Source organism: Methylobacterium persicinum (assembly GCF_022179525.1).
GTDB classification, from domain to species: Bacteria; Pseudomonadota; Alphaproteobacteria; order Rhizobiales; family Beijerinckiaceae; genus Methylobacterium; species Methylobacterium persicinum.
Window position 1 is genome coordinate 26,204 of record NZ_BPQX01000054.1, and the last position, 22,489, is coordinate 48,692.

Here is a 22,489-nt window from a genome sequence, read left to right on the forward strand (position 1 = left end):
ATGTTCCGTTCCACCGCTCGTGCCCTTCGGCTTTCGGCTTGCGTCTGCCTCTGTGCGGGGACAGCCGGAGCCGCCGGTCGGGTTTCCGTACCCGAGCGCTTCGACGGAACCTGGAGCGTGGAAATCCTCACGGAATCCGGCACCTGCGACCGGGCCTACCGCTATCCGGTGCGCATCGAGAAGGGGCAGGCCCGCTTCATCGGCACCGCCTTCACGGTGAACGGGCATGTCGCCCGCAACGGATCGATCCGCGGCTCGATCTCCAACGGCTTCGGGACGGCGAACGTCGTCGGCCGGCTCGGCGCGAACGGGTTCGGCCAAGGCACATGGGTCGCGTCGGGCTCCCTGGAATGCCGGGGGCGCTGGAACGCCGAGCGCCGGGGCTGACCGGACGGCGCGGTCCTTGCGATTCGATGTCACGGCGGCACCGCGCCCCGGCCCTGTTCCCGACGCAATCCGAGGGAATTCTGACGACCGGTTCGGACCCCCGACGAGGCAACCCCGCATGAAGTCACCGATCCTCGCCTCCCTTGCCGTGCTCACCCTCGTGTCGGCCGCCGAGGCCCGGCCGCACCGGACGGTGGCGCCCGCGCCCGATCCGGCCGCGGCCGAGAAGGTGATCGCCCCCCTGCGGCAGGCCGCAACCGATTGCTTCGCGGACACGGTCATGTCCAACCCGAAGGCGGTCCGAGAGGCCCGCGCCGGCCATTGGTTCGAGGCGGCGAGCGTCACCGGTTTCCTCTGCCGGCCCGAGGTGGCGGCGATGATCCAGGCGCACGACCGGCTGTTCGGTCCCAAGACCGGCGAACGCTACTTCAAGGGCGCCTACGCCCACCACCTCGACAAGCAGCTTGCCGAGCGCCTTCAGCCGATGCTGGAGCGCAAGGCGGTGGCGAGCGCCGAGCCGCCGGCCGAGAAGGCCACGGCCGATGAGGCCTCCCCGGCCGAATAGCGATCGCGAGCCCTTACCGCCGCGATGATTCGGCGTCGGGGCTCTCCCGTCGCGCGGGACCACCCGCTCTCTCAGGCTCAGCCGGCCATGCCATCGCTTCGGCCGCGGTAGGATAGCGCCTCGGCCAGATGCAGGCGCCGCACCTGCGCCTCGCCGTCGAGATCGGCGAGGGTGCGGGCCACCCGCAGGATCCGGTGGAAACTCCGCGCCGAGAGCCGCATCGTCTCCGCCGCCTGCCGGATGAGAGCCGTCCCCTCCGGGTCGGGGCTGGCGACCGCCTCAATGACCTTGGCGGGGCAGGTCGCGTTGGTCGTGGCCGCGGGCAGGCCATGCTCCCCGTAGCGGATCGTCTGGAGCGCGCGGGCGGCGGCGACCCGGGCGGCGGCCGCTGCCGACCCCTCCGAAGGCGGCGGCAAGACCAAGTCTGCGGCCGAGACCGCCGGCACCTCGATGCGCAGATCGATCCGGTCCAGCAGCGGGCCCGAGAGCCGGGCCTGATACTGCGCCATGCAGCGTTCGTTCGGCCCCCGGCGGCAGGCATAGCCCGGATCCAGACCCTGGCCGCAGCGACACGGGTTCATCGCCGCCACCAATTGGAACCGGGCCGGGTAGGTGACCCGGTGGTTGGCCCGGGCGATCATCACCGTGCCCGTCTCCATGGGCTGGCGCAGGGAATCGAGCACCTGCGGGCTGAACTCCGGCAACTCGTCAAGGAACAGCACGCCGCCATGGGCCAGGGAGACCTCCCCCGGACGGGCGCCGAGGCCGCCCCCGACGAGGGCCGCCATGGAGGCGGAATGGTGCGGCTGCCGGAACGGCCGCCGGTTCGAGAGGGCGCCCCCCTTCAGCCCGCCCGCCACCGACTGCACCATCGCGATATCGAGCAGTTCCCTCGGGGCGAGGGGCGGCAGGATGGAGGGCAGGCGCGCGGCGAGCATCGACTTCCCCGCCCCCGGAGGCCCGTTGAACAGCATGTTGTGGCCACCGGCCGCCGCGATCTCCAGGACACGCTTGGCCCCCTCCTGCCCCTTGATGTCGGCGAGGTCCGGGAGGAGGTCGTCCGCCGCGGCGAGGGCGGGAGACGGCCGGGCCATCACCTGGCTGCCCTTGAAATGGTTGGCGAGCTGGATCAGCGAACGGGGCGCCAGCACGTCGAGGTCGCCCCCCGCCCAGGCCGCCTCCGGCCCGGTCGCGGCAGGGCAGACCGGCCCAAGCCCCCGTTCCGCCGCCGCGAGGGCCGCCGGCAACACGCCGTTGACCCGGGTCAGCGTGCCGTCGAGAGCGAGCTCCCCCAGCACGCAGTAGCCGGCCAGGGCGTCGGCGGGGATCGCGCCGATGGCGGCCATCACCCCCAGGGCGATGGGCAGGTCGTAATGCGATCCCTCCTTGGGCAGGTCGGCCGGGGCGAGGTTCACCGTGATCCGCTTGGCCGGCAGGGCGAGACCGGACGCGATTAAGGCGCCCCGGACCCGCTCGCGCGATTCCGCGACGGCCTTGTCCGGCAGGCCGACCACCGTGAAGGTCACGGAGCCGGGGAGGATCTGCACCTGGACATCGACGGCGCGCGCCTCGATTCCCTCGAAGGCGACGGTGGCGACGCGGGTGACCATTCTCGGCCGGACTCCGGAGTGAGCGTGACCGCGGCGCGGTGTCGCACCTGTGCGGGAAAACGCGTGCTCGCTCAAGCGGGTCGATGCGGTGGCATCGGGACAACGGCCGACCGTTCGCGGGCTAATGTGTGGGAGCCGCGGAGAGAACCGGGCGCCCCGCGCCACCCACACGGCCAAGTTGCTGCCATGTTGCCGGGATAGGTTCGGGTTTCGAACCGCACCGAATTCGTTTACAATGAGTTACGAATTCAGTTGGCTATTACCGGTTGAGGGGAACCGATCCTTCCCCGGTGAGCATGCACTCTTTAACGATCGAAACCGCTCGCCGAACCAGACGGTTACCGTGTCGACGTCTCATCCTGCTCAGCCTGTCCGTCCCTTCGCCAGCCGGTGGCTTCGCCGCGTCGCCCTCGCCGCGGGACTGCTCGTGATTCCGACGGCGGTGCTCGCCTATGCGGATCTCCTGCCCGACTCCCTCGACCTTCTCGGCATCGACATGAGCGATACGCCGGATCTGCCCCATGTGGCGCGGCAGATCGCCATCGGTGCCCCCCTGCGCATCGTGGCCTTCGGCTCGTCCTCGACGGAGGGGATTGGCGCGTCGAGCCCGGCCAATGCCTATCCGGCGCGGCTCCAGGCCGATCTGCGCACCAAGCTGCGCGGCATCGATGTGACGGTGATCAACCGGGGCATCGGCGGCGAGCACGTGGACGACATGCTGGCCCGCCTCGACCGGGACGTGATCGGGGCCGAGCCGCAACTCGTCATCTGGCAGACGGGCAGCAACGATCCCCTGCGGGGCGTGTCGCTGGAGCATTTCCACACGGCGACCCTCGACGCGGTGCGTCGCATCCGCGATGCCGGGATCGATGTGGTGCTGATGGAGCCGCAATGGTGCCCGAAGCTGGAGGCGACGCCGGGCGCCAATCGGTTCCGCGACGCCGTCCGCGAGATCGGCAAGGAACTCGACGTGCCGGTGATCCGCCGGGCCGACCTGATGCACGGCTGGATCCAACAGGGGAAGCTGACCGCCAAGCAGCTCTTCGCCTCGGACGGCCTGCACATGGCCGACCGGGGTTATGCCCTCCTCGCGTCGGCGGCAGCCGAATCGATCCTGCGGGATGCGGGGCCGGTGCAGGTCACGCAGCCGGTGGCTGAATAGTCGCCGCCCCCGCTTGACGGGCGGGCCGCCCTCCCGGACATCCGGGGCATGAACCTCTTCGTCTTCGGTCTCGGCTTCACGGGCCGCCGCTTCGCCGAAACGGCGCGCGGCCGTTTCGGCGCCGTCCGCGCTACGGTCACCGAGGCCGCGGGCGCCGAGCACATCGCGGCGCAGACGGGCTTCACCATGCGGGCCTTCGGGCCGAATGCGGACGATCCCCACATCGCCGACGACCTCGCCGACAGCGATGCCCTCCTCGTCTCCGTGCCCCCCGATGCCGGGGGAGACCCGGTCCTCCCCCATTACGGCGAGGCCATCGTCGCCAGCCGGATCGGGTGGATCGGCTACCTCTCGACCATCGGCGTCTACGGGGACCAGGGCGGTGCCTGGATCGACGAGACCACGCCTCCCGCCGCCCGCAGCGAGCGGACCAGGGCCCGCCTTGCCGCGGAGGCGTCATGGCTCGCCCTCGGTGAGAAGACGGGCAAGGCCGTCCAGATCTTCCGCCTCGCGGGGATTTATGGGCCGGGCCGCAATCCCATCGTCAAGGTGCGGGAAGGGCGCTCGCAGCGGATCGTGAAGGCGGGGCAGGTCTTCAACCGCATCCATGTCGATGACATCGCCACGACGCTCCTCGCCTCCCTCGACCGGCCGCGGCCGGGGGCGATCTACAACGTGGCCGACGACGAACCGACCCCACCCCAGGTGGTGATCGAGCACGCCGCCCGTCTCGCCGGATTGCCGCCGCCGCCGGAGGTGGATTTCGAGACCGCCGACCTCTCGCCCATGGCCCGCAGCTTCTACGGGGAGAACAAACGGGTGCGGAACGCGCTCATCCGCGACGAACTCGGGGTGAGGCTCGCCTACCCGACCTATCGTGAAGGGCTAGCCGCGCTCGCCGGGGAGTGAGGCGCCTCGATCAGGCTTCCAGATGCCGGGGTCGCCGGAGGCGGCGCAGCAGGCCGCCCTGCGGGCCCACGAGCATCGAGACGATGTACAGGGCCCCGGCCGCGAGGACGATGGCCGGTCCGCTCGGCAGGTCCAGCCGGTAGGACAGGGAGAGGCCGGCGAAGCTCGCCAGCGCGGCGATGACCACGGCGACGGCCATCGTGCTCCCCAGTTCCCGAGTCCAGAACCGGGCGGCCACCGCGGGCAGGAGCATCAGCCCCACCGCCAGCAGCGTCCCGAGGGCCTGGAAGCCGCCGACGAGGTTCACCACCACGAGGCCGAGGAAGGCGAAATGCACCGGTCCGCCGGCCCGGCCGACGCTGCGCAGGAACAGCGGATCGACGCATTCGATCACCAGCGGCCGGTAGATCAGCGCCAGGACCACGAGGGTCGTCGTGCAGATCCCCCCGAGCAGGATCAGCGCCGGATCGTCCAGGGCGAGGACCGAACCGAACAGGAAGTGCATCAGATCGACCTGCGACCCCCGCAGGGAGACGAGCAGCACCCCGGCCGCCAGGGAGATGAGGTAGAAGGCGGCGAGGCTCGCATCCTCCCGCAGCATGGTGGTGCGGGTGACGGCCCCCGCCAGGAGCGCCACGGCGAGCCCGGCCACGAGCCCGCCCAGGGTCATCGCCGGCAACGACAGGCCCGCCACGAGGAACCCCGCCGCCGCGCCGGGGAGGATGGCGTGGCTCATGGCGTCACTCATGAGGCTCATGCGCCGGAGCATGAGGAACACGCCCACCGGCGGGGCCGAGACCGATAGGGCGAGGCAGCCGGCGAGGGCCCGGCGCATGAAGCCGAACTCGACGAAGGGTGCGAGAAGGTCGATCACGCGGCATCCTCCCGGTCGCCGGGACGGGAATGGTCATGGTCGTGGGAATGGTCTCGCGCGTGGTCGTGCGCAGCGGCGTCCGCCCGCGGGGGGGCGTGCCGGGCCCCGTCGCACACGGGCGCTTCCTCGTCCCAGGCCTCCGAGAGGCGGCGGGCGCGGGCGAGGTTCTCCGCCGTCAGGACGCGCAACGTCGGCCCCCAGGCCACCGGCTCCCGGGCGAGCAGCAGCGTCGCAGGGAAGTGGGACCGGATCTGCCCGAAATCGTGCAGGGCCGCCACCACCGTCCGGCCCTCGCCGTGCCATGCATGCACGAGGGCGAGGAGATCCTCGGTGGTCCGGGCGTCGATGCCGGTGAAGGGTTCGTCGAGGAGGATCGTCCGGCAATCCTGCAGGATCAGCCGGGCGAACAGGGCCCGGCGGAACTGTCCGCCCGAAAGCGTCCCGATGGGCCGCGCCTCGAATCCGGAAAGCCCGACCACCGCCAGGGCGTCGAGCACGGCGGAGCGGGTGCGGCGCAGGGCGCGGAACGGGCCGAGGCGGCGCCACAGCCCCATGGACGCGAGGTCCATGACACTCACCGGAAAGCTCCGGTCGATCGCGTCGATCTGGGGCAGGTAGGCGATCTCGCCGGGCCGCTCGATCCGGCCGTCGAGGACCGGGATCTCGCCGGTCAGGCCCTTGAGCAGGGTCGATTTGCCCGCCCCGTTCGGCCCGGCTAGCGCCAGGAGTTCGCCGGCCGGGATCGTCCCGTTGAGATGGTGGACGGCCGGATGCCGGTCATAACCCAGGGTCAGGCCGTGCAGGCGGATCGGCCCCGGTGCCGCGATGGCGCTCACAGGGCGAGGGCCCAGAGGATCGCCAGCCAGACGAGGCCCGCCATGCCGCCCGCCATGAGAAGGCGCGCGGCGAGCCCGCTGCGGTAGAGCGTCGGGCGGGGCGGGGCGGAGGGGCGGCGGGGCACGGGCGAGGCTTCACAGGCGGGGCTTCGCTCGGCGCAAGCGAAGCGGGGGAGTGCGACGGGTTCCAGGCACAAACGGATCGCGCGACCCGCCCGGCGGCGGGGCAGCGGCATCCCGGCGCCGTGACGGCCCCTGGTGCGGCCCCGGCGGAGAGTGATACACTGTAACAAAGGCGCCGCACAACCGGCGCACGCCCGCCGGCCCGTGCCGGCCGGTCATGCGGGAGCCGCCATTTTGCCAACCGCCGGACATCACCACGATCACGCGCATGAGCACGCGGACGGCCACGGCCATGCCCGCGGGGCGGAGCCGGCGGCCGTCGTCGCCCGGGCCGAGGCCCTGTGCCGGGAGCGCGGGGCACAGTTCACCGCCCTCCGGCGGGAGGTGCTCGACGCGGTGGTGGCCAGCGGGAAGCCGCCGGGGGCCTACGACATCGCGGAACGGCTCAGCCGCCCGGGCCGGCGGGTGGCGCCGGTCTCGGTCTACCGGGCCCTGGACTTCCTCATGGAACTCGGCCTCGTCCACCGCATCGCCAGCCGCAACGCGTTCGTGCCCTGCGCCCATGCCCACGGGGCGAGCGAGAACGTGGTGTTCCTGATCTGCCGGACGTGCGGCGCCATCGACGAAACCACCTCGCCCGAGATGGAGAGCGGCCTCGGCAAGACCCTTGCGCGTGCCGGCTTCACCCCCGCCCACAGCATCCTGGAGGTCGAGGGCGATTGCGGCGCCTGCCGCGGCAAGGCCCTGGCCGGAGCGCCGAACGGTCCGTGAGGGGCACCAAGCTGCCGCAGCTCCGCCCAGGAACCCCGTCCCGTCTCCCCGCTTGAACCCTGAGCGAGGAGGCGCCCGTGTCGAAGAGGCTGTTCGTTCTGTCCGTGGCGGTCCTGTCGGCCGCGCCCGCCCTGGCCCAGGGGCGCCCCTCCACCACGGCGATGAGCTGCGCCCAGGCCTCCCGGCTGGTGGCGTCCCAGGGGGCGATCGTGCTGGGCACGGGGGGCCCGACCTATGACCGCTTCGTCCGGGACCGGTCGTTCTGCGAGCCCACCGAGATCGCCCGCCGGGCCTTCCGGCCGACCCGCGACAACGGCGCCTGCCTCGTCGGCTACACCTGCTACGAGCCGAGCCCGGACGACTGGCCGGGCAGCGACTTCTGAGGCGCGCCGCGCTTCTCCAGGGAGACGATGATGCGCCGGTCGCCCGCACGGCGGGTGAAGCCCGTGGCGTCGAGATGCTCCAGGAGCGGAATCGAGAATTTTCGCGAGATCCCCAAAGCGGCCCCGGCCTCCCGCGCCAGGAAGCCTGATTCGCCATCCGAGGCCCCGGGGAAGGCATCGAGGAGGCGTTCCTTGGCGGCGGCCACCGCCTCCCGATGGAACAGCACCGCCCGGCGCTGGACCCTGTCCACCGCGCGGATGATCGTGCCGGAGCCCACGAGGTAGTTCAGCGCGTCCCGGCGGCGGATGTCCCGCCCGATGGCCTCTGCCTCGTCGGGGGGGTTGAGCCCGGCCCTGCGGAAGGATTGCTCGAGCCGGCGGACCGTCTCGGTCTCGTTGCGGGCGGGATCGAAATCCGCCCGCCGCCACAGGGTCCCCGCCTGGGATACCTCTCCCGTGGCCGCCAAGTCGCGCAACACGGCGGCGGTCACGGGTTCCGGCAGGGCCAGGAACCGGGCCACCTGATCGAGGGACGCGCCGTGGTCCATCGGACGCTCGCGGTGGAGCTGGGACAGGGTGCCCATCGTCCCGGCGCGGAGGGCCGAGAAGGCCGGCGCCCCGACGAACCGTTCTGCGATCTCCCGGGCCCCAGCGGCGGTGAGCAGACGGCGGACCCGCTCCGGCGTCGTGCCCGCGAGGCGGGACAGTTCGGCCAGCGGTGCCCCGATTGCTCCGGCCTGTCCCAGGCGCACGGCCAGGGCCTCCGCCGGCCGCCCGGCGGCGATGGCGGCGAGGTCTGCCGTCACCCGCTGGTCGTTGCGGCGGCGGCGGCGGCTCGCCGGATCGAGGATGCGGCCGCCGGCCACCGTGGTGGCAGGGGAATCAAGGCGCAGGACGAACGGCTCCCGCGCCGGGACGGCCACGTCCTCGGACAGGTGGAGCTGAGCCTGGGCCATGCTGCCCGGTTCGAGGGCCTGCCGGTCGAGGAGGCGCAGCCGCGCCGCCACCTCGGTGGTGCCGAACAGCAGGCGGCAGGCGAGGCCGTTGGGCAGGGCCGATTCGGCGCTCGAAGCGGCGGTGATCGCCACATCGAGCCAGCGGGTCGGCACCAGCAGATCCGGCAGGCTGAGGGCTTGGCCCCGGGCGATCTCGTCGAGGCCGACGCCGCGCAGGGCCACCGCCGTCCGCCGGCCCGGCTCCGCGGCGTCGACGGGACGCCCGTGGATCTGCAGCCCACGCACGACGGCGTGGCGGCCGCCGGGGACGATCTCGACGGAATCGCCCACGGCGAGGCGGCCCCGACGGAGGGTTCCCGTCACGACGGTGCCGAAGCCCGCGCGGGTGAAGACCCGGTCCACGGGGAGATAGGGGAAGCCGTCGTCGGTCCCCGGCCCCGCTTCGTCGAGCAGACCGAGGAGAGCCGACGACAGCGCCGGAATGCCGATGCCCGACAGGGTCGAGGTGGCGATGACTGGCCCGGCCTCCAGCCCCGCCCTCGCTGCCGCGGCGGCGATCTCTTCCGACCGGGTCCGGATCGTCTCCGGCGAGGCGAGGTCCGCCTTGGTGAGGGCCAGCACGCCCCGGCGCACGCCGATCAGCCGTGCGATCTCCAGATGCTCGATCGTCTGGGGCTTGATGCCTTCGTTGGCATCCACCGCCAGCAGCACCGCCCGCATCCCCGTGGCGCCCGAGATCATGGCACGGACGAAGCGCTCGTGGCCCGGCAGGTCCACGAGGTCGATCTCTCCGGAATCTCCGGACAACAGGGCGAAGCCCGGTACGATGGATACGCCGCGGGCCTGCTCTTCCTTGAGCCGGTCCGTCTCGACGCCCGTGAGCGCGCGCGTAAGAGCGGTCTTGCCATGATCGACATGGCCGATGACGCCGACGAGAAGTGTCTTCAACGCAGTCACGGAGGTTGCTCGACTGACGGAACGCTCGTTCAACCGACGTGAATGTGACCCGCTCCCTCGCCCGGGCAACAGCCACGGAAGGCGGTCGGCGGAGGCGGTACTAGGCCGCACGATTGAATTGCAAGCGATTTAATGTCGCAAAATATTTTGGCGTTAAAATGGCAGCGTTTCAAGCACCATCGGACGCGAGCGATAACATCGGATCGCTTCCGCGCGTCAAGCGTAGGATAGGCGGCTGGGCGGACGCCGAACTCAGGACGTGATAGATCGGCCACGCCGCCAGTCTGGCGAGGGAGCAGGACGCGAGGATGATGGGCGAGGAGATCGAAGGAACGGCGGAACCGCGGGAAATCGAATTGAAACTCGACTGCGCGGGGCCCGACTTCACGGTATTGAGCACGCATCCCCTGCTGCGGGATGTCGCGGCGGTGCCGTCGCAGCTTCTCCTGAGCCGTTATTACGACACGCCGGACCACGCCCTGCGGAAGGCTGGGCTCACCTTGCGCATCCGCGAAGAGGGGGAGCGGCGGATCCAGACGGTGAAGGCCGGTTCGGGCCAGGTCGGCCTGTTCGACCGGGCGGAATGGGAGACGGACATCGCCGGCGACCAGCCCGATCCCGCGGCCTGGGCCGGGACCGCGGCGGAGCCGGTGCTGGCCGAGGCCGGCGCCGAGGTGCAGCCCCTGTTCTCCACCCTGATCATGCGCCGGGTGCATCCGCTGGATTACGGCGAGTCCCGCATCCTCGTCACCCTCGACGAGGGACGTGTGGAGAGCGCCGACAGGGATAGCTCCCTGTGCGAACTCGAACTGGAACTCGCCCACGGACAGGTGGGTGACCTGTTCGCCTTCGCCCAGTCGCTCACGGAAACCCTGCCGCTGCGCCTCGGCGTGCTGACGAAGAGCGCCCGGGGCTTCGCCCTCCTCGACGGACAGGGGCCGACGCCCGCCAAGGCCGAGTCGGTGGCCCTGTCGCCCGACGACGATGCCGGCACGGTCTTCCGGGCCGTCGCCCGGAGCTGCCTGCACCACCTGCGCATCAACGAGACCGCCTTCCTGGAAGGCCCCCGGGACCCGAGCGCCCTGCACCAGATGCGGGTCGCCCTGCGGCGGCTGAGATCGGCCCTCTCCCTGTTCTCGCCGCTGTTCGAGGACGATCCCCGGGCGGCCGCCCTGGCCGACGAGATCAAGCGGGTGACGGAGCCGTTCGGGACGGCACGCAACCTGGATGTCTTTCTCCACGACACCCTCCCCGCCCTCGCCGAGCACAATAATGGCGATCCCAGCCTCGATCGGATCGAGGAGAGGGCCCAGGCGGCCCGCGAACAGGCTTACGGGGCGGTGCAGGATATCCTGAACAGTCCGCAATGGCGCGGACTGATCCTCGACATCGCCGGGTGGATCGAGGCCGGCCCCTGGAGCGGGCAGGATGCCGCCCGGCAGGATGGCCGCCACTTCGCCGCCGGGATCCTCGACAAGGCCCGCCGCCGGGTGAAGAAGCGCGGACGCGGCCTGCGCCACCTCGATGCGCACACCCGCCACCGGGTGCGGATCTCCGCTAAGAAGCTGCGCTACGGCGCGGAGTTCCTGGCCGGGCTCTTCCCCAAACCCAAGGCCCAGGAACGGCAGGAGGCCTTCGGCGACGCCCTGTCGGATCTGCAGGATTACCTCGGCGCCCTGAACGACATCGAGACCGCCCGACACCTTCCCTTTGCCAACGAAGAAAATGGTTCCGAACCGGCCGAAGCGCCGTCCATGCCGGAGGTGGACGAGAAGCGCGTCCACGATCTCCTCGACAAGGCGGCCGATGCGCGGGCCGAGCTCTTGGACGTCAAGCCGTTCTGGCGCTGAGCGCCGGGGCCGTGAACGGCACCGGAACGGGCACGGCCTGGGGCTTGCCGCATTCCGTTCCGGTGCTCACGCGAAGGGATGGACCCGACCCCAAGGGGTGGGCCCATCCCCTCGGCCGCGCGAGGGGGGATACGCGGTCGGTTCTCGTATCGCATGGCAGTGTTGCCCGACCGTGTCTGGTCACCGGGGAAAACGCATTCGTCGGCGAATCTTCCACCTTCGGCCGCCCTTTGGGCGCCCCCGGCTGGCATCGGGGTTGCTGGACGGGCCGGCCGGAAGTCCGGTGGCCGCGGAGCTTCCCACGGAAGGCGGCGGCCCGCAAAAGGATTGGTCATGAGTGAGAGCAACCCCAGCAGCACCCACAACCTCCGCAGCGATGGGTCGCGCCTTTGGGCAACGATCCACGAGACGGCGCGATTCGGGGGTACGCCCAAGGGCGGCATCAACCGCCTCACCCTCTCCCCGGAGGATGGCAGGGTGCGGGACTGGTTCCGCGAGGCCTGCGAGGCGGCGGGTCTGACGGTCAGCGTGGATGCGCTCGGCACACAATACGCCCTCCGGCCCGGCCGGGACATGAGCCTGCCGCCTGTGGCCTTCGGCTCCCACCTCGATACCCAGCCGACGGGGGGCAAGTTCGACGGGGTGCTCGGCGTTCTCGCCGGCCTCGAGGTGATGCGCACACTGGCCGACGCCGGGATCGAGACTCAGGCGCCCCTGCTGCTGGTGAACTGGACCAACGAGGAGGGCTCGCGCTTCGCCCCCGCCATGATGGCCTCGGCGGCCTATGCGGGCGAGTTCACCACGGACGAGATCCTGGCCAAGCGCGACGGGGCGGGCGTCACCGTGGCCGAGGCCCTCGACGCCATCGGGTACCGGGGCGGCGAGGCGGTCGGAGAGCGGACCATCGGCGCCTTCGTGGAACTGCACATCGAGCAGGGCCCGATCCTGGAGGCCGAGGGCAAGACCATCGGCGTGGTCGAAGGCGGCCAGGGCATCGCGTGGTTCGACGGGACGGTGGAGGGCTTCGAAAGCCATGCCGGCACCACCCCGATGCCCCGGCGCAGGGACGCGCTCCTCGGCCTGTCGGAATTCGCCCTGGCGGCGGAGCGCATCGCCCTCGCCCATGGGCCGAGCGCCGTGGCGACCATCGGCGAGGCCGGCATCCTCGCACCCTCGCGGAACGTGGTGCCGGGGCGGATCGCCTTCAGCCTCGATATGCGCGACCCGCGCTCGGGCACCCTGGACGCCATGGAGGCGGAGCTGCGGCAGGCGGCAGCCGAGATCGGCGAGCGGCGGCACCTGTCGCTTGTGCTGGAGCGGATCTGGCGCAAGGAGCCGGTGCCCTTCGACCCACGGATCGTCTCCGCCGTGGAGGAGGCCGCCGAGGGCCTCGGGCTCCCCAGGCGCCGGATCATCTCCGGGGCCGGACATGACGCCTGCAACCTCGCTGGCCGGGTCCCGGCCGCGATGATCTTCGTGCCGTGCAAGGACGGGGTGAGCCACAACGAATCCGAATCCGCCACGCAGGCCGACTGCGCCGCCGGGGCCGACGTACTGCTCCAGACCGTGTTGCGGCTGGCCGACACGCGTTTGACCGCCGCGTGAGGCGCCACCGGTCCCTCCCCGGCAGGAGGGGGAGGGGCCGGAGCGGGAGACATCGCGGGCCGGCTATTCGTGCGACCCGGCTGTGCGGCGGCGAAAAATCCCGTAAGGGACGCTCCCATGACCGCACGCGCCTATCGCGACGCCAGGGGCCGGCCGCTCATCGCGGTGACGGGCATCGGCCTCGTTTCCTCCCTCGGCCAAGGCCAGGCCGACACCTGGGCCGCCCTCACTCGGGGCCGCTCCGGCATCCGTGAGATTGCCCGCTTCCCCACCGAAGGGCTGCGCACGCGCATCGCCGGCACCGTCGACTTCCTCGACACCGATCCCCTCGTCGCCCCGCTCCTGTCGGAGCGCTTCGCGGCGGTGGCCGCCGAGGAAGCTCTGGATCAGGCGGCCCTCGGCCCCAAGGGGGATTTCCCCGGCCCCTTGTTCATCGCCGTCCCCCCCGTGGAGATGGAATGGCCCCAGCGCCGGGCCCTCGCCGAGGCGGCGGGCGACGACGGCCCGGTGGACTATGCCGGCCTGCTGCGGGCGGCGGGGACCGGCCGGTTCGATGCGTGGCACGACCTGTTCCTCTTCGGCACCGTCGCCGACCGCATCGCGGAGCGGTTCGGCACCCGCGGCTCGCCGATCTCGCTTTCCACCGCCTGCTCCTCCGGTGCGACGGCGATCCAGCTTGGAGTCGAAGCGATCCGCCGGGGCGAGGCGTCGGCCGCCCTGTGCATTGGAACGGACGGCTCGGTGAACCCGGAATCGCTGATCCGCTTCTCGCTGCTCTCCGCGCTTTCGACGCGCAACGATCCGCCGGAGGAAGCCTCCCGCCCCTTCTCCAAGGACCGGGACGGGTTCGTGATGGGCGAGGGCGCCGCCGCCCTGGTGCTGGAGGATGCCGCCGCTGCCGTGGCGCGGGGGGCGGCGATCCTCGGCTACGTGCTCGGCTGCGGCGAGAAGGGCGACGGCTTCCACCGCACCCGCTCCAGCCCGGACGGGGCGCCGATCCTCGCGGCGATCCGGGCGAGCCTCGACGATGCCGGCCTCGCGCCGGAGGCCATCGACACGGTGAACGCCCACGGCACCTCGACGCCGGAGAACGACCGGATGGAGGCCACGGGTATCGCCGCCGTGTTCGGCGAGCGGGCCGCGACCCTGCCCGTCACCTCGAACAAGTCGATGCTCGGCCACACGCTGACCGCCGCCGGGGCGATCGAGGCGGTCGCCTCGCTGCTGTCGATCCGCCACGGGCGGATCCCGCCGACCATCAACTACCGCACCCCCGATCCGGCGCTCGGCCTCGACATCGTGGGTGAGGCCCGGGACGTGCCGGTGCGGACGGTGCTGTCGAACTCCTTCGGATTCGGCGGCCAGAACACCTGCCTGGTGCTCGGGGCCGAGCCGGCATGAGCGGAGCGGATCTTTCCCACGCCACCGGCGGAGAGGGCGCCAAGCGGATCCTCGTTACCGGGGGCGGGACCGGCCTCGGCGCCGCGATCGTGCGCGGACTGGTGCAGGCCGGCCATGCCGTCGATTTCACCTATCGCGCCTCCGGCGAGGCGGCCACGGCCCTGGCGGCCGAGCTGAACGAGGCCCATCCGGGCCTCGGCATCCGAACCTACGCCCTCGACCTCGCCGACGGGGCGGCCCTCGACGCCTTCTGCGAGAACGCCGAGGGGGTGGAGTATCATGGCCTCGTCCACAATGCCGGCCAGTCGAGCGACGGCCTCGCCGCCATGTTCGACCAGGACCGGGCCGAGGCGGCGATGCAGGTGAACTTCTATTCCCTCACCCGCCTCGCCAAGGCTTTGGTGCGGGGGATGACCCGCGCCCGCTCGGGGCGGATCGTCGCCATCGGCTCCGTGGCGGCCCTGCGCGGCAATGCCGGCAACGCCGCCTACGCCGCCACCAAGGGCGCGCTGATCGCCTATTGCCGGACGCTGGCCGTCGAGACCGCCAAGCGCGGGGTGACGGTGAACGTCATCGCGCCGGGCTTCATCGACACGGCGATGCTCGCCCCCTACGCGGCCCATCGCGCAGGGATGGAGCGCCAGATCCCCGCCGGCCGTTTCGCCCGGCCCGAGGAGGTTGCGGCATTGACCGCCTTCCTCATGGGCGAGGGCGCGGCCTACATCACCGGGGCGGTGCTGCCGGTGGATGGCGGGCTGACGGCGATGATGGGCGTCCACCGCACCTGAACCCCTTGCGATGTTGCCGATGCGCCGCCCCTTCGCCGCCGCCCTGTTGCTCGCGACCCTGTCCGTCGGCACGGCCCATGCCGAGCCGCAGGCCTACCGGGTCACCGGCCTTCCCCCCGGCGAGGCCCTGAGTCTGCGCGCCGAGCCGGATGCCGCGGCCGAGGTCGTCGGCGAGATCCGCAACCGCGCCCTGATCTTCGGCTGCACCAACGACACCCCGAGCCGCACCACATGGTGCCGCGCCCGGGTCGGCCGCACGATCGGCTGGGCGCGGCGGCGGTATCTCTCGCCGGAATGAACTCAGGTGGCGGCCGGGCGGAGCTGTGATACCCGTCGCAGACCCGGAGCCCGTGGCGGCGTCATGGCGCGTGAAACGCTGTCACCGTCTTTGCGAGCAATGCGAAGCAATGACGCCGGAATCGTCGCCGACCCGTCGCCGGCGGTCCGAACCACGTTTGCGAAAGTGCCCATGCGAGCCCTGCAACTCTTCGGTGACCGTGACCTGCGCCTGACCGAGATCGAGCCGCCGCCGCCCCCCGGCCCCGGCGAGGTGCGCCTTCGCATCCGCGCCGTGGGGCTCAACTTCATCGACGTGTGGGGCTTCCGCGGCATGGCCTTCGCCAAGAGGAAGCTGCCCCTCGCCGTCGGCGCCGAGGCGGCGGGCGAGGTGGAATCCGTCGGCGAGGGCGTCACGGGCCTCACCCCCGGCATGCGGGTCGTGCCCTACGGCGCCCTCACCTGCGGGCATTGCCGCGCCTGCCAGCAGGGGCGCGACAACCTCTGTGAGGAGGTCGGCGGCGTGATGGGCTTCCACATCGACGGGTTCGCCCGGGAACTCGTGACTATGCCCGCCCGCCTTGTGGTCCCGGTGCCGGACGGCGTCGAGGACGCGGACGCCGCCTGCGCCGGCATCGCCTTCGGCACGGTGCAGCACATGCTGTTCGACAACGCCAAGCTCGAACCGGGCGAGAGCGTCCTCGTCCATGCCGGCGGCTCGGGGATCGGCACGGCGGCGATCCGCATGGCCAAGGCCATCGGTTGCACGGTCTTCGCCACGGTCGGCGACGACGAGAAGGGGGCCAAGGCCGCCGAACTCGGCGCCGACCACATTATCAACTACCGCACCGAGCGGTTCGAGGGTGAGGTGCGCCGCCTGACCAAGCGCAAGGGCGTGGACGTGGTGTTCGAGCATGTCGGCGCGGACACGTGGAACGGCTCGCTCCTGTGCCTGAAGCGCGGCGGCCGCCTCGTCACCTGCGGCTCGACCTCCGGCCCCACCGCGACGATGAACCTGATGCAGCTGTTTCAGCAGCAATACCGCATCACCGGCTCGTTCGGCTGCAGCCTCGCCAACATCCGCCAGTCCCTCGACAAGATGAAGGACGGCATCCGCCCGGTGGTCGATACGGTCTACCCGATGGCCGATTTCGCGCAGGGTTTGGAGCGGCTCGAATCGCGCAAGGTGTTCGGCAAGATCATCGTGGCGCTGTAGGGCGCTGGCCCCTTTCCGGCGCCCCGTTCGCACCGCAGCGGGAAACATGGTCTAAGGGCGCCCCCGCCCCTGGAAGCCAACCCCTTTGCTGCGCCTCGCCCTGATCCTGAAGCGATCCTTCCCGAAGCTCGCCGGCTACGCCAGCATCCCGCTGATCCGCCTGATCTTCGCCCTCGCACGCCTCCTCGGCCCGGAGCGGGCGGCGGCCTTCGGCGGCGGGCTCCTGCGCCGGATCGGCCCCCTGCTTCCGGCCCATCGCACGGCGTTGAACAACATCCGGGCCGCCTTCCCCGGCATGGATGAGGCACGGGTGCGGGCCATCGCCCTCTCGGCCTGGGACAATCTCGGCCGGACGGGGGCCGAATACGCCCACCTCGACACCCTCCTCGACTACGACCCGGCGGCCACCGGGCCCCTCCGCAGCGAGGTGGAGGGCATCGAGCATTTCTTCGCCCTGCGGGACGACGGGCAGCCAGGACTTATCTTCTCGTCCCATCTCGCCAACTGGGAGCTGCCTGCGATCTGCGCGGCGAAGTTCGGGCTGGAGGCGACCGCGGTGTTCCGCCCACCGAACAACCCGGCCGCCGCGAGGCTGGTGCAGGAGGTCCGCCGCAGCACGATGGGCGGTCTCGCCGCGTCGGGTCCAGGCTCGGCCTTCGCGATGCAGGGCGTGGTGGAACGCGGCGGCCATCTCGGGCAGCTCGTCGATCAGCACTTCACCCGGGGTGTGGTCGTGACCTTCTTCGGCCGCCCGTGCCTCGTGAACCCGCTGCTGGGCAAGCTTGCACGCCACCACGACTGCCCGGTCCACGGCGTGCGGGTGATCCGGTTGCCCGGCGAGCGTTTCCGGCTGGAACTGACCCCGCCGCTGGACCTACCGCGGGATGCGCAGGGCACCGTCGACGTGGTGGGTGCCATGCAGGCGATGACCGATGTCATCGAGGGCTGGGTCCGGGAGAATCCGGGTCAGTGGCTGTGGATGCATCGCCGCTGGCGCCCGGACATGCTTCCGAAGGCCGCGTCGCGGAACACGCCATCTCAAGGCAACGTGACTTCCCCGGCGGAGCCGACCGCGTTGTGATCCCCCAGCCATGAGGCAGACCCGACTCCCACCCCGGATCGTCGCGCTGCGCGCCCTGCCCTGCGCGTGGATGGCCGCTGCCGGCCTAGCCCCGGTCGCGGTCCGGGCCGAGCCGGTCTCGGCGGTGGTCGAGATGTTCACCAGCCAGGGCTGCACGGCCTGCCCGGCCGCAGAGCCGGTGATGCGCGACCTCGCCCACAAGCCGGGGATCGTCGCCCTGACCCTGCCGGTGACCTACTGGGATTATCTCGGCTGGCACGACACGCTGGGCCTGCGCGCCCACAACGAGCGGCAACGGGCCTATGCCAGGGCCCGGGGCGCCCGTCAGGTCATGACCCCGCAGGCCATCGTCGATGGTACGGCGGCCGCCATCGGCTCCAACCGCCCGGCCGTCGAGCGGCTCCTTCGCGAGGCGGGCCAGACGACCCCTCTGCCGGTACCCGTGCGGGCGGAAGTCCAGGGAAACCGGATCGTGGTCGAGGTGGGGGCTTCGGAGCCGGCTGTGCCGGTACCGGCGAAAGCCGGCAAGCTCGACGGCAAGGACGAAGTGTGGCTCGTCCCCCTCCTCAAGCGCCGCGAGACCGAGGTGGAGGGCGGCGAGAACGACGGGCGGGTCGCCACCTACGTGAACGTGGTCCGCGGGCTTGAACGCCTCGGCACCTGGACCGGGCAGGCCGCCCGGTTCGAGGTGCCGCTCTCCGCCGCCGCGGTGGCTCAGGCCGACAGCTGGGTCGTGCTGGTGCAGCATGCCCGGGAGGGCCGCCCCGGACGCATCCTCGGTGCGGCGAAGGGGCCGGGCCTCTAAGTGTCTGATCCCGCGGTGTGGTGGGACGGTTGATCGCCATGCGGCGAGTGAAGCGCTTGTGGGCCGTCTTCCAGTTGCCGTAGCACTTATGCGGATAGTGCCCGTGCGTCCCTGAACGCAGCACCCGCAGCACACCGTTGACGGAGGCGAGCTTGCCGGCCACCGAGCCACCCGAATCCCCAAGGCTTGTCGGTTAGCAGATGCGCCATGCGCTGCTATCGCTCCGGGCTGAGTTCGTACCGCTTTGTCAACGCCATCCTCAGGCTCCCGGACGATCCGTTCCGGAGCCTGAGGATCACGGCTCGCTAACCAGTAAAATTCAAAACGTCGATCAGGCTTTAGTGGGCCACCGGCAGTCTTAGGGCACCCGGCATAAGCCGACCCGGCTCATGGGCGGGTTCACAGGGAATCGCCGTGGCGAAATCCGAGATGAACTGCGCGGTCTCCCGTGTCTTGGCGGGAGCCCGCGGGTCATGGGCGACCCGCCCGGCCTCCGCATGCAGGCGCTCGTTGCAGGAACAGGCCGGCAGGGCGGCCTGATCCTCCGGCCAGCACATGTCGTGGTGCTTGCACGCGAGGTCGAGGGCATCGATCGGGGCGTAGGCGGGGCCGCGGTTTCCCGGCCCGCAGTAATTGCCGTAGATCAGGAAGCCCGGACCGCGCGGGGTCTGGATGACCTCCTGGGCGTGGGTGCCCGGCACGGCCGCCAGCAGGAGCGCCCCCGCGATGACGGCGGCGGAAAGACAAGTTCGGATAGGGGATCGAAGGTTCGTCACGACGTGTCACTCCGGTTTCGCCCACTCCCCCCTGGAGTTAGACCAAGCCGAATCGCCGACAATGACATTGGGCCGGCTAATCTAATATTCCGCATTCTTCGTCAGACTACAACAGGCCGACGAAGATCCGTTTTAAAATATTTGCCGGCCATTATTAGGGCATAATGGCCGATAAGCCGGCGAATGGTAGCATTCCGGTCGTGTCCGGAATCGCGCTTGTCCCCCACAGGTCAGCAGGGTCGGAACAGGCCCTAAAGGGCCAGAACCAGGAGGCCGGTGACGGCGACGGCCAGGATCAGGCACAGGGCGAGGTCGAGGATCGCCTCGCCCCCGCCGGGATCCGGCGTCTGGACGCCGGAGGAACGCCGGAGCGAGGTCGGGCCATTCCCGTCGCCGCGCTGTTTCATCGGGGTCGGAACCGTGAGGGAATTCATGCCTTCGGATCCCGGCGGGTGCCGTCTCGAGACGCCATCCCGGCCGGATTGACCGGGATGGCGTCCGTTTGAACCGCAACTCCGCTTGAGGGGGGAGGCAAAGCCGCGGCCTGCATCGACCCCGGGACGTCACCGCGATGGACCAGATCCACGGTAGCGAGCCCAAGGACGGGCAGGGAGAAGGCGGCCAGGAGCCATGCGAGGCGCCCGAGCCGCGGCAGGGGATTGTCCTGTCCAGACCGCGACGTCGGGCGGCGCGGCAGGACCAGCGGGGGAGCGGGCAAGGCGACAAGGATGTGCTTGGTACCGGCCATTGCTGTGTTCCCGCTCCGAGACTGTGTGGGAAATTTGACCACGCCGACGATTTACGTGTGCAAAAATCCCACGTCAATCGGAATTGCTGCGCTTGGCGTGTCTGCGCGCACATTGTGGGATTGTCTCCCACGGGAGCTGGGCGGTAAGGACGGTGCATGTCCGACAGCCGTGATACGCAGCCGGAGGGGGGAGGGCTTCATGCGCCGTTGGCGCGCCTGCTGCGCCCTCTCGTGCGCCTCCTCGTGGCCCGTGGGATCACCTTTCCCGCGCTCACCGATCTGCTGCGGGAACTCTACGTGAACGTCGCCGAGTACGACTATGTCCTGCCGGGCAAGGAGCAGACGGACAGCCGGGTTTCCCTCCTGACCGGGATCCACCGGAAGGAAGTCCGCCGGCTCCGGGGTGCCGGGGCCCCGGTCAGCGCCGTGCCGGCCACGGTGTCGCGCACCGGCCGGATCGTCGCGCGCTGGCTCGCGGATCCCGCCTTCACGGACGAGGCGGGCCAGCCCCTTCCCCTCCCGCGGAACGCCGAACCGGGCCAGCCTTCCTTCGAGAACCTCGTCTCCGGCGTCACCCGGGATGTCCGCCCGCGGGCGGTGCTCGACGAATGGCTCGACCGGGGGCTCGCCTTCGCCGACGGGCAGGACCGGATCGTGCTGGCCGAAGCCGCCTATCTTCCCCGTGCGGATGGCGATGCGGAGGCGCAGCTCTACTATTTCGGCCGCAACCTGCACGACCATATCGCCACCGCCGCCGAGAACATCCTCGGTCCCTCGCCGCGCTTCCTCGAACGGGCGGTGCATTACGACGGCCTGTCGGAGGAGCTTGCCGTCAAGCTCGAGGCGCGGGCGCGGGACCTCGCGATGGAAGCCCTCACCCAGGCCAACCGGGAGGCCCATGCCGCCTGCCGTACCGACCCGGGCGGATCGCATCGGTGGAACTTCGGGCTCTACGTCTACAGGGAAGAGGTGGGCCAAGCGGCGGGGACCGCAGGGCCGCCGGACGTGGGCTGAGGAGCCGCGCCGTGGTCCCTCCCCCGAACCGTCGGCTCGTCCTGCAACTCCTGGCCGGCGCGGCCGGCCTGCTACCTCCGGGCCTCCGCGCCCAGGATGCGCCCCGCGACCAGGGCATCGGCGGAACGGGCGCCCGTCCAGGGCCGGCCCCGGCCGAGCCTCCGGGCGCGCCGCCCGGCGGTCCCACCCTCGGCGGGGACCGGGGCATCGGCGGCACGGGGGTGATCGGCACCATCCGCCGGTTCGGCTCGATCATCGTCAACGACCTGCGCATCGCCTACCCCAAGGACGTGGCGGTCCAGATCGACGGCGAGCCCGCCACCGCCGCCGCCCTGAAGATCGGGCAGGTGGTGCATGTGGTGGCCCGCCCCGGCGAGGGCGGGCTCTCGACGCAGCGCATCGACGTGACGAGCGAGGTGGTGGGCCCGGTGGAGTTCGTGTCACCCGGCCGGCTCGTGGTGCTCGGGCAGCGGGTGGTGACGGAGGGGATCGCGGGCGAGTGGACGCAGGGTGCCCGGGTGGCGGTGAGCGGCCTGCGCCGGCCGGATGGGGTGATCGTCGCGAGCCTCGTGGAGCCCCGCGACACCGGGCCGGATCGCGTCGCAGGGCCGGTCCGCCGGGAGAAGGGCGGGCTCGCCATCGGCGGCCTGCAACTCCAGGGGGCCGACGCCCTCGTGCCCGGCAAGCGCGCCCTCGTTACCGGCAAGGCCGAGGCGGGCACGCTGCGCGTGACCCTGGCCGCGCTGAACGGCACACCCTTCCCGCCGGGCCTCAGTCACGTGTCCATCGAGGCCTATATTGGCCGCGCCGGGCCGGGCCTCGCCCTGGGCTCCGGCCTCGCCGTCTCGGGGCGGCCCAACACAACGGTGCCGCGCCAGGGCAGCGTGCGGGCGGTGGTGACGGCGCGCGTCGCCCCGGATGGCGGCCTGACGGTGGAGCGCCTGCGCGCCGATGGGCGCCTCGCGCCGCAGCCGCAGGAACCGCAGGCACCCCGCTTCGAGCGCGAGCGCGACCGCCTCGACATGCGCGTCCTGCCCGAGGACGGGCCGGGAAGGTTCGGGCCGGATGGCGGCGGGCGCCTCGGTGGCTTCGAGCCCCGCGGGCACTCCATCGACACCCGCCCCGGCGCGGGGGACATCCCCGGCCTCGGCGGCCCCGGACGCACCGACGGCTTCGGCCGACCGGGCGGAATGCCAGGCGGCGGTCCCCCCGGCGGGGCGCCCCCCGGTGGGTTCGGCGGCCCGGGCGGCGGCTTCGGCGGGCCCGGTGGGCCGGGAGGGCCCGGCCCGCGCCGTTGACCCATCGTCACTGCGGGCGGAGCGAAGCAATCCCGTTTGCGCGACCTTCGGAGCGGTCCCGCTGTCCTGGGTCGCTTCGCTTCGCGCGCGATGACAGT

At 71.4% G+C, this 22,489-nt stretch carries 23 protein-coding genes; 16 read left to right on the plus strand and 7 right to left on the minus strand.

The features are described 5' to 3' along the window. Positions 1-387, plus strand: a complete 387-nt coding sequence (locus MFF22_RS20295; RefSeq protein WP_238251878.1) for a hypothetical protein — start codon at positions 1-3, stop codon at positions 385-387. A 118-nt stretch (positions 388-505) separates the two neighbouring features. Further along, entirely contained in the window at positions 506-952 is a 447-nt protein-coding gene (locus MFF22_RS20300) for a hypothetical protein (RefSeq protein ID WP_238251880.1), read from the plus strand. Between the two features lie 77 nt (positions 953-1,029). On the opposite strand, the gene MFF22_RS20305 is transcribed toward MFF22_RS20300, so the two are convergent. Continuing rightward, positions 1,030-2,562 (minus strand): YifB family Mg chelatase-like AAA ATPase, encoded by a 1,533-nt coding sequence (locus MFF22_RS20305; RefSeq protein ID WP_238251892.1) that lies wholly within the window; start codon positions 2,560-2,562, stop codon positions 1,030-1,032. Between the two features lie 343 nt (positions 2,563-2,905). On the opposite strand from MFF22_RS20305, the gene MFF22_RS20310 reads away from it, so the two are divergent. Further along, positions 2,906-3,724, plus strand: a complete 819-nt coding sequence (locus MFF22_RS20310) for an SGNH/GDSL hydrolase family protein (protein WP_370877486.1) — start codon at positions 2,906-2,908, stop codon at positions 3,722-3,724. A gap of 48 nt (positions 3,725-3,772) precedes the next feature. After that, a complete protein-coding gene (locus MFF22_RS20315) occupies positions 3,773-4,633 on the plus strand; it encodes an SDR family oxidoreductase (protein WP_238251894.1) in 861 nt (286 codons plus the stop codon). A gap of 10 nt (positions 4,634-4,643) precedes the next feature. Here MFF22_RS20315 and MFF22_RS20320 read toward each other — a convergent pair whose 3' ends face one another. From MFF22_RS20320 to MFF22_RS24720, 3 genes are read right to left on the minus strand one after another with little or no spacing between them, the layout of a single operon-like run. Continuing rightward, positions 4,644-5,468, minus strand: a complete 825-nt coding sequence (locus MFF22_RS20320) for a metal ABC transporter permease (RefSeq protein WP_238252311.1) — start codon at positions 5,466-5,468, stop codon at positions 4,644-4,646. A 35-nt stretch (positions 5,469-5,503) separates the two neighbouring features. Continuing rightward, on the minus strand, positions 5,504-6,343 hold the full coding sequence (locus MFF22_RS20325) for a metal ABC transporter ATP-binding protein (RefSeq protein ID WP_238251896.1): 840 nt from the start codon (positions 6,341-6,343) through the stop codon (positions 5,504-5,506). Next, complete coding sequence (locus MFF22_RS24720; protein WP_283206199.1) at positions 6,340-6,468, minus strand: hypothetical protein; 129 nt, start codon at positions 6,466-6,468, stop codon at positions 6,340-6,342. The genes MFF22_RS20325 and MFF22_RS24720 overlap by 4 nt, the downstream gene beginning before the upstream one ends. 232 nt (positions 6,469-6,700) lie before the next feature. Here MFF22_RS24720 and MFF22_RS20330 point away from each other — a divergent pair, with 232 nt between their 5' ends. Both MFF22_RS20330 and MFF22_RS20335 read left to right on the plus strand, forming a co-directional pair. Continuing rightward, entirely contained in the window at positions 6,701-7,237 is a 537-nt protein-coding gene (locus MFF22_RS20330; protein WP_238251898.1) for a Fur family transcriptional regulator, read from the plus strand. A gap of 77 nt (positions 7,238-7,314) precedes the next feature. After that, positions 7,315-7,620 (plus strand): hypothetical protein, encoded by a 306-nt coding sequence (locus MFF22_RS20335; RefSeq protein ID WP_238251900.1) that lies wholly within the window; start codon positions 7,315-7,317, stop codon positions 7,618-7,620. On the opposite strand, the gene selB is transcribed toward MFF22_RS20335, so the two are convergent. Further along, positions 7,578-9,533 (minus strand): selenocysteine-specific translation elongation factor, encoded by a 1,956-nt coding sequence (selB, locus tag MFF22_RS20340; RefSeq protein ID WP_238251902.1) that lies wholly within the window; start codon positions 9,531-9,533, stop codon positions 7,578-7,580. The genes MFF22_RS20335 and selB overlap by 43 nt on opposite strands. A gap of 308 nt (positions 9,534-9,841) precedes the next feature. Between selB and MFF22_RS20345 the strand changes: the two genes are divergently transcribed. From MFF22_RS20345 to MFF22_RS20380, 8 genes are all read left to right on the plus strand, one after another. Continuing rightward, positions 9,842-11,383, plus strand: a complete 1,542-nt coding sequence (locus tag MFF22_RS20345) for a CYTH and CHAD domain-containing protein (RefSeq protein ID WP_238251910.1) — start codon at positions 9,842-9,844, stop codon at positions 11,381-11,383. A 333-nt stretch (positions 11,384-11,716) separates the two neighbouring features. After that, positions 11,717-12,988: a Zn-dependent hydrolase gene (locus tag MFF22_RS20350; protein WP_238251912.1), complete on the plus strand. Its 1,272-nt coding sequence runs from the start codon at positions 11,717-11,719 to the stop codon at positions 12,986-12,988. A 117-nt stretch (positions 12,989-13,105) separates the two neighbouring features. Then, the gene (locus MFF22_RS20355; protein WP_238251913.1) at positions 13,106-14,389 is read left to right on the plus strand and encodes a beta-ketoacyl-ACP synthase; all 1,284 of its coding nucleotides are present in this window, start codon (positions 13,106-13,108) and stop codon (positions 14,387-14,389) included. Beyond that, on the plus strand, positions 14,386-15,177 hold the full coding sequence (locus MFF22_RS20360; RefSeq protein ID WP_238251915.1) for an SDR family oxidoreductase: 792 nt from the start codon (positions 14,386-14,388) through the stop codon (positions 15,175-15,177). The genes MFF22_RS20355 and MFF22_RS20360 overlap by 4 nt, the downstream gene beginning before the upstream one ends. Before the next feature lie 19 nt (positions 15,178-15,196). Then, positions 15,197-15,475, plus strand: coding sequence for an SH3 domain-containing protein (locus tag MFF22_RS20365; protein WP_238251925.1), 279 nt, complete (start codon positions 15,197-15,199; stop codon positions 15,473-15,475). Positions 15,476-15,646: 171 nt separating this feature from the next. Beyond that, entirely contained in the window at positions 15,647-16,669 is a 1,023-nt protein-coding gene (locus MFF22_RS20370) for a zinc-binding dehydrogenase (RefSeq protein WP_238251927.1), read from the plus strand. A gap of 85 nt (positions 16,670-16,754) precedes the next feature. Further along, positions 16,755-17,750 (plus strand): lipid A biosynthesis lauroyl acyltransferase, encoded by a 996-nt coding sequence (locus tag MFF22_RS20375; protein WP_238251930.1) that lies wholly within the window; start codon positions 16,755-16,757, stop codon positions 17,748-17,750. 10 nt (positions 17,751-17,760) lie between these two features. Then, complete coding sequence (locus MFF22_RS20380) at positions 17,761-18,555, plus strand: DUF1223 domain-containing protein (protein ID WP_238251939.1); 795 nt, start codon at positions 17,761-17,763, stop codon at positions 18,553-18,555. Between the two features lie 338 nt (positions 18,556-18,893). Here MFF22_RS20380 and MFF22_RS20385 read toward each other — a convergent pair whose 3' ends face one another. Both MFF22_RS20385 and MFF22_RS20390 read right to left on the minus strand, forming a co-directional pair. After that, positions 18,894-19,331 (minus strand): phospholipase A2 family protein, encoded by a 438-nt coding sequence (locus tag MFF22_RS20385; protein WP_238251941.1) that lies wholly within the window; start codon positions 19,329-19,331, stop codon positions 18,894-18,896. Positions 19,332-19,582: 251 nt separating this feature from the next. Then, a complete protein-coding gene (locus tag MFF22_RS20390) occupies positions 19,583-19,765 on the minus strand; it encodes a hypothetical protein (protein WP_238251943.1) in 183 nt (60 codons plus the stop codon). A 470-nt stretch (positions 19,766-20,235) separates the two neighbouring features. Between MFF22_RS20390 and MFF22_RS20395 the strand changes: the two genes are divergently transcribed. Together MFF22_RS20395 and MFF22_RS20400 are read left to right on the plus strand one after the other, a co-directional pair. After that, entirely contained in the window at positions 20,236-21,093 is an 858-nt protein-coding gene (locus MFF22_RS20395; protein ID WP_238251945.1) for a DUF6502 family protein, read from the plus strand. An 11-nt stretch (positions 21,094-21,104) separates the two neighbouring features. After that, complete coding sequence (locus MFF22_RS20400) at positions 21,105-22,391, plus strand: DUF5666 domain-containing protein (protein WP_238251954.1); 1,287 nt, start codon at positions 21,105-21,107, stop codon at positions 22,389-22,391. Positions 22,392-22,489: the final 98 nt, after the last annotated feature.

Bases quoted from the DNA above. Each gene is read 5' to 3' on its own strand.
- MFF22_RS20295 (WP_238251878.1), top strand. From the start codon at position 1: ATGTTCCGTTCCACCGCTCGTGCCCTTCGGCTTTCGGCTTGCGTCTGC.
- MFF22_RS20300 (WP_238251880.1), top strand. From the start codon at position 506: ATGAAGTCACCGATCCTCGCCTCCCTTGCCGTGCTCACCCTCGTGTCG.
- MFF22_RS20305 (WP_238251892.1), bottom strand. From the start codon at position 2,562: ATGGTCACCCGCGTCGCCACCGTCGCCTTCGAGGGAATCGAGGCGCGC.
- MFF22_RS20315 (WP_238251894.1), top strand. From the start codon at position 3,773: ATGAACCTCTTCGTCTTCGGTCTCGGCTTCACGGGCCGCCGCTTCGCC.
- MFF22_RS20320 (WP_238252311.1), bottom strand. From the start codon at position 5,468: ATGCGCCGGGCCCTCGCCGGCTGCCTCGCCCTATCGGTCTCGGCCCCG.
- MFF22_RS20345 (WP_238251910.1), top strand. From the start codon at position 9,842: ATGATGGGCGAGGAGATCGAAGGAACGGCGGAACCGCGGGAAATCGAA.
- MFF22_RS20350 (WP_238251912.1), top strand. From the start codon at position 11,717: ATGAGTGAGAGCAACCCCAGCAGCACCCACAACCTCCGCAGCGATGGG.
- MFF22_RS20355 (WP_238251913.1), top strand. From the start codon at position 13,106: ATGACCGCACGCGCCTATCGCGACGCCAGGGGCCGGCCGCTCATCGCG.
- MFF22_RS20360 (WP_238251915.1), top strand. From the start codon at position 14,386: ATGAGCGGAGCGGATCTTTCCCACGCCACCGGCGGAGAGGGCGCCAAG.
- MFF22_RS20365 (WP_238251925.1), top strand. From the start codon at position 15,197: ATGCGCCGCCCCTTCGCCGCCGCCCTGTTGCTCGCGACCCTGTCCGTC.
- MFF22_RS20370 (WP_238251927.1), top strand. From the start codon at position 15,647: ATGCGAGCCCTGCAACTCTTCGGTGACCGTGACCTGCGCCTGACCGAG.
- MFF22_RS20380 (WP_238251939.1), top strand. From the start codon at position 17,761: ATGAGGCAGACCCGACTCCCACCCCGGATCGTCGCGCTGCGCGCCCTG.
- MFF22_RS20390 (WP_238251943.1), bottom strand. From the start codon at position 19,765: ATGAATTCCCTCACGGTTCCGACCCCGATGAAACAGCGCGGCGACGGG.
- MFF22_RS20395 (WP_238251945.1), top strand. From the start codon at position 20,236: ATGTCCGACAGCCGTGATACGCAGCCGGAGGGGGGAGGGCTTCATGCG.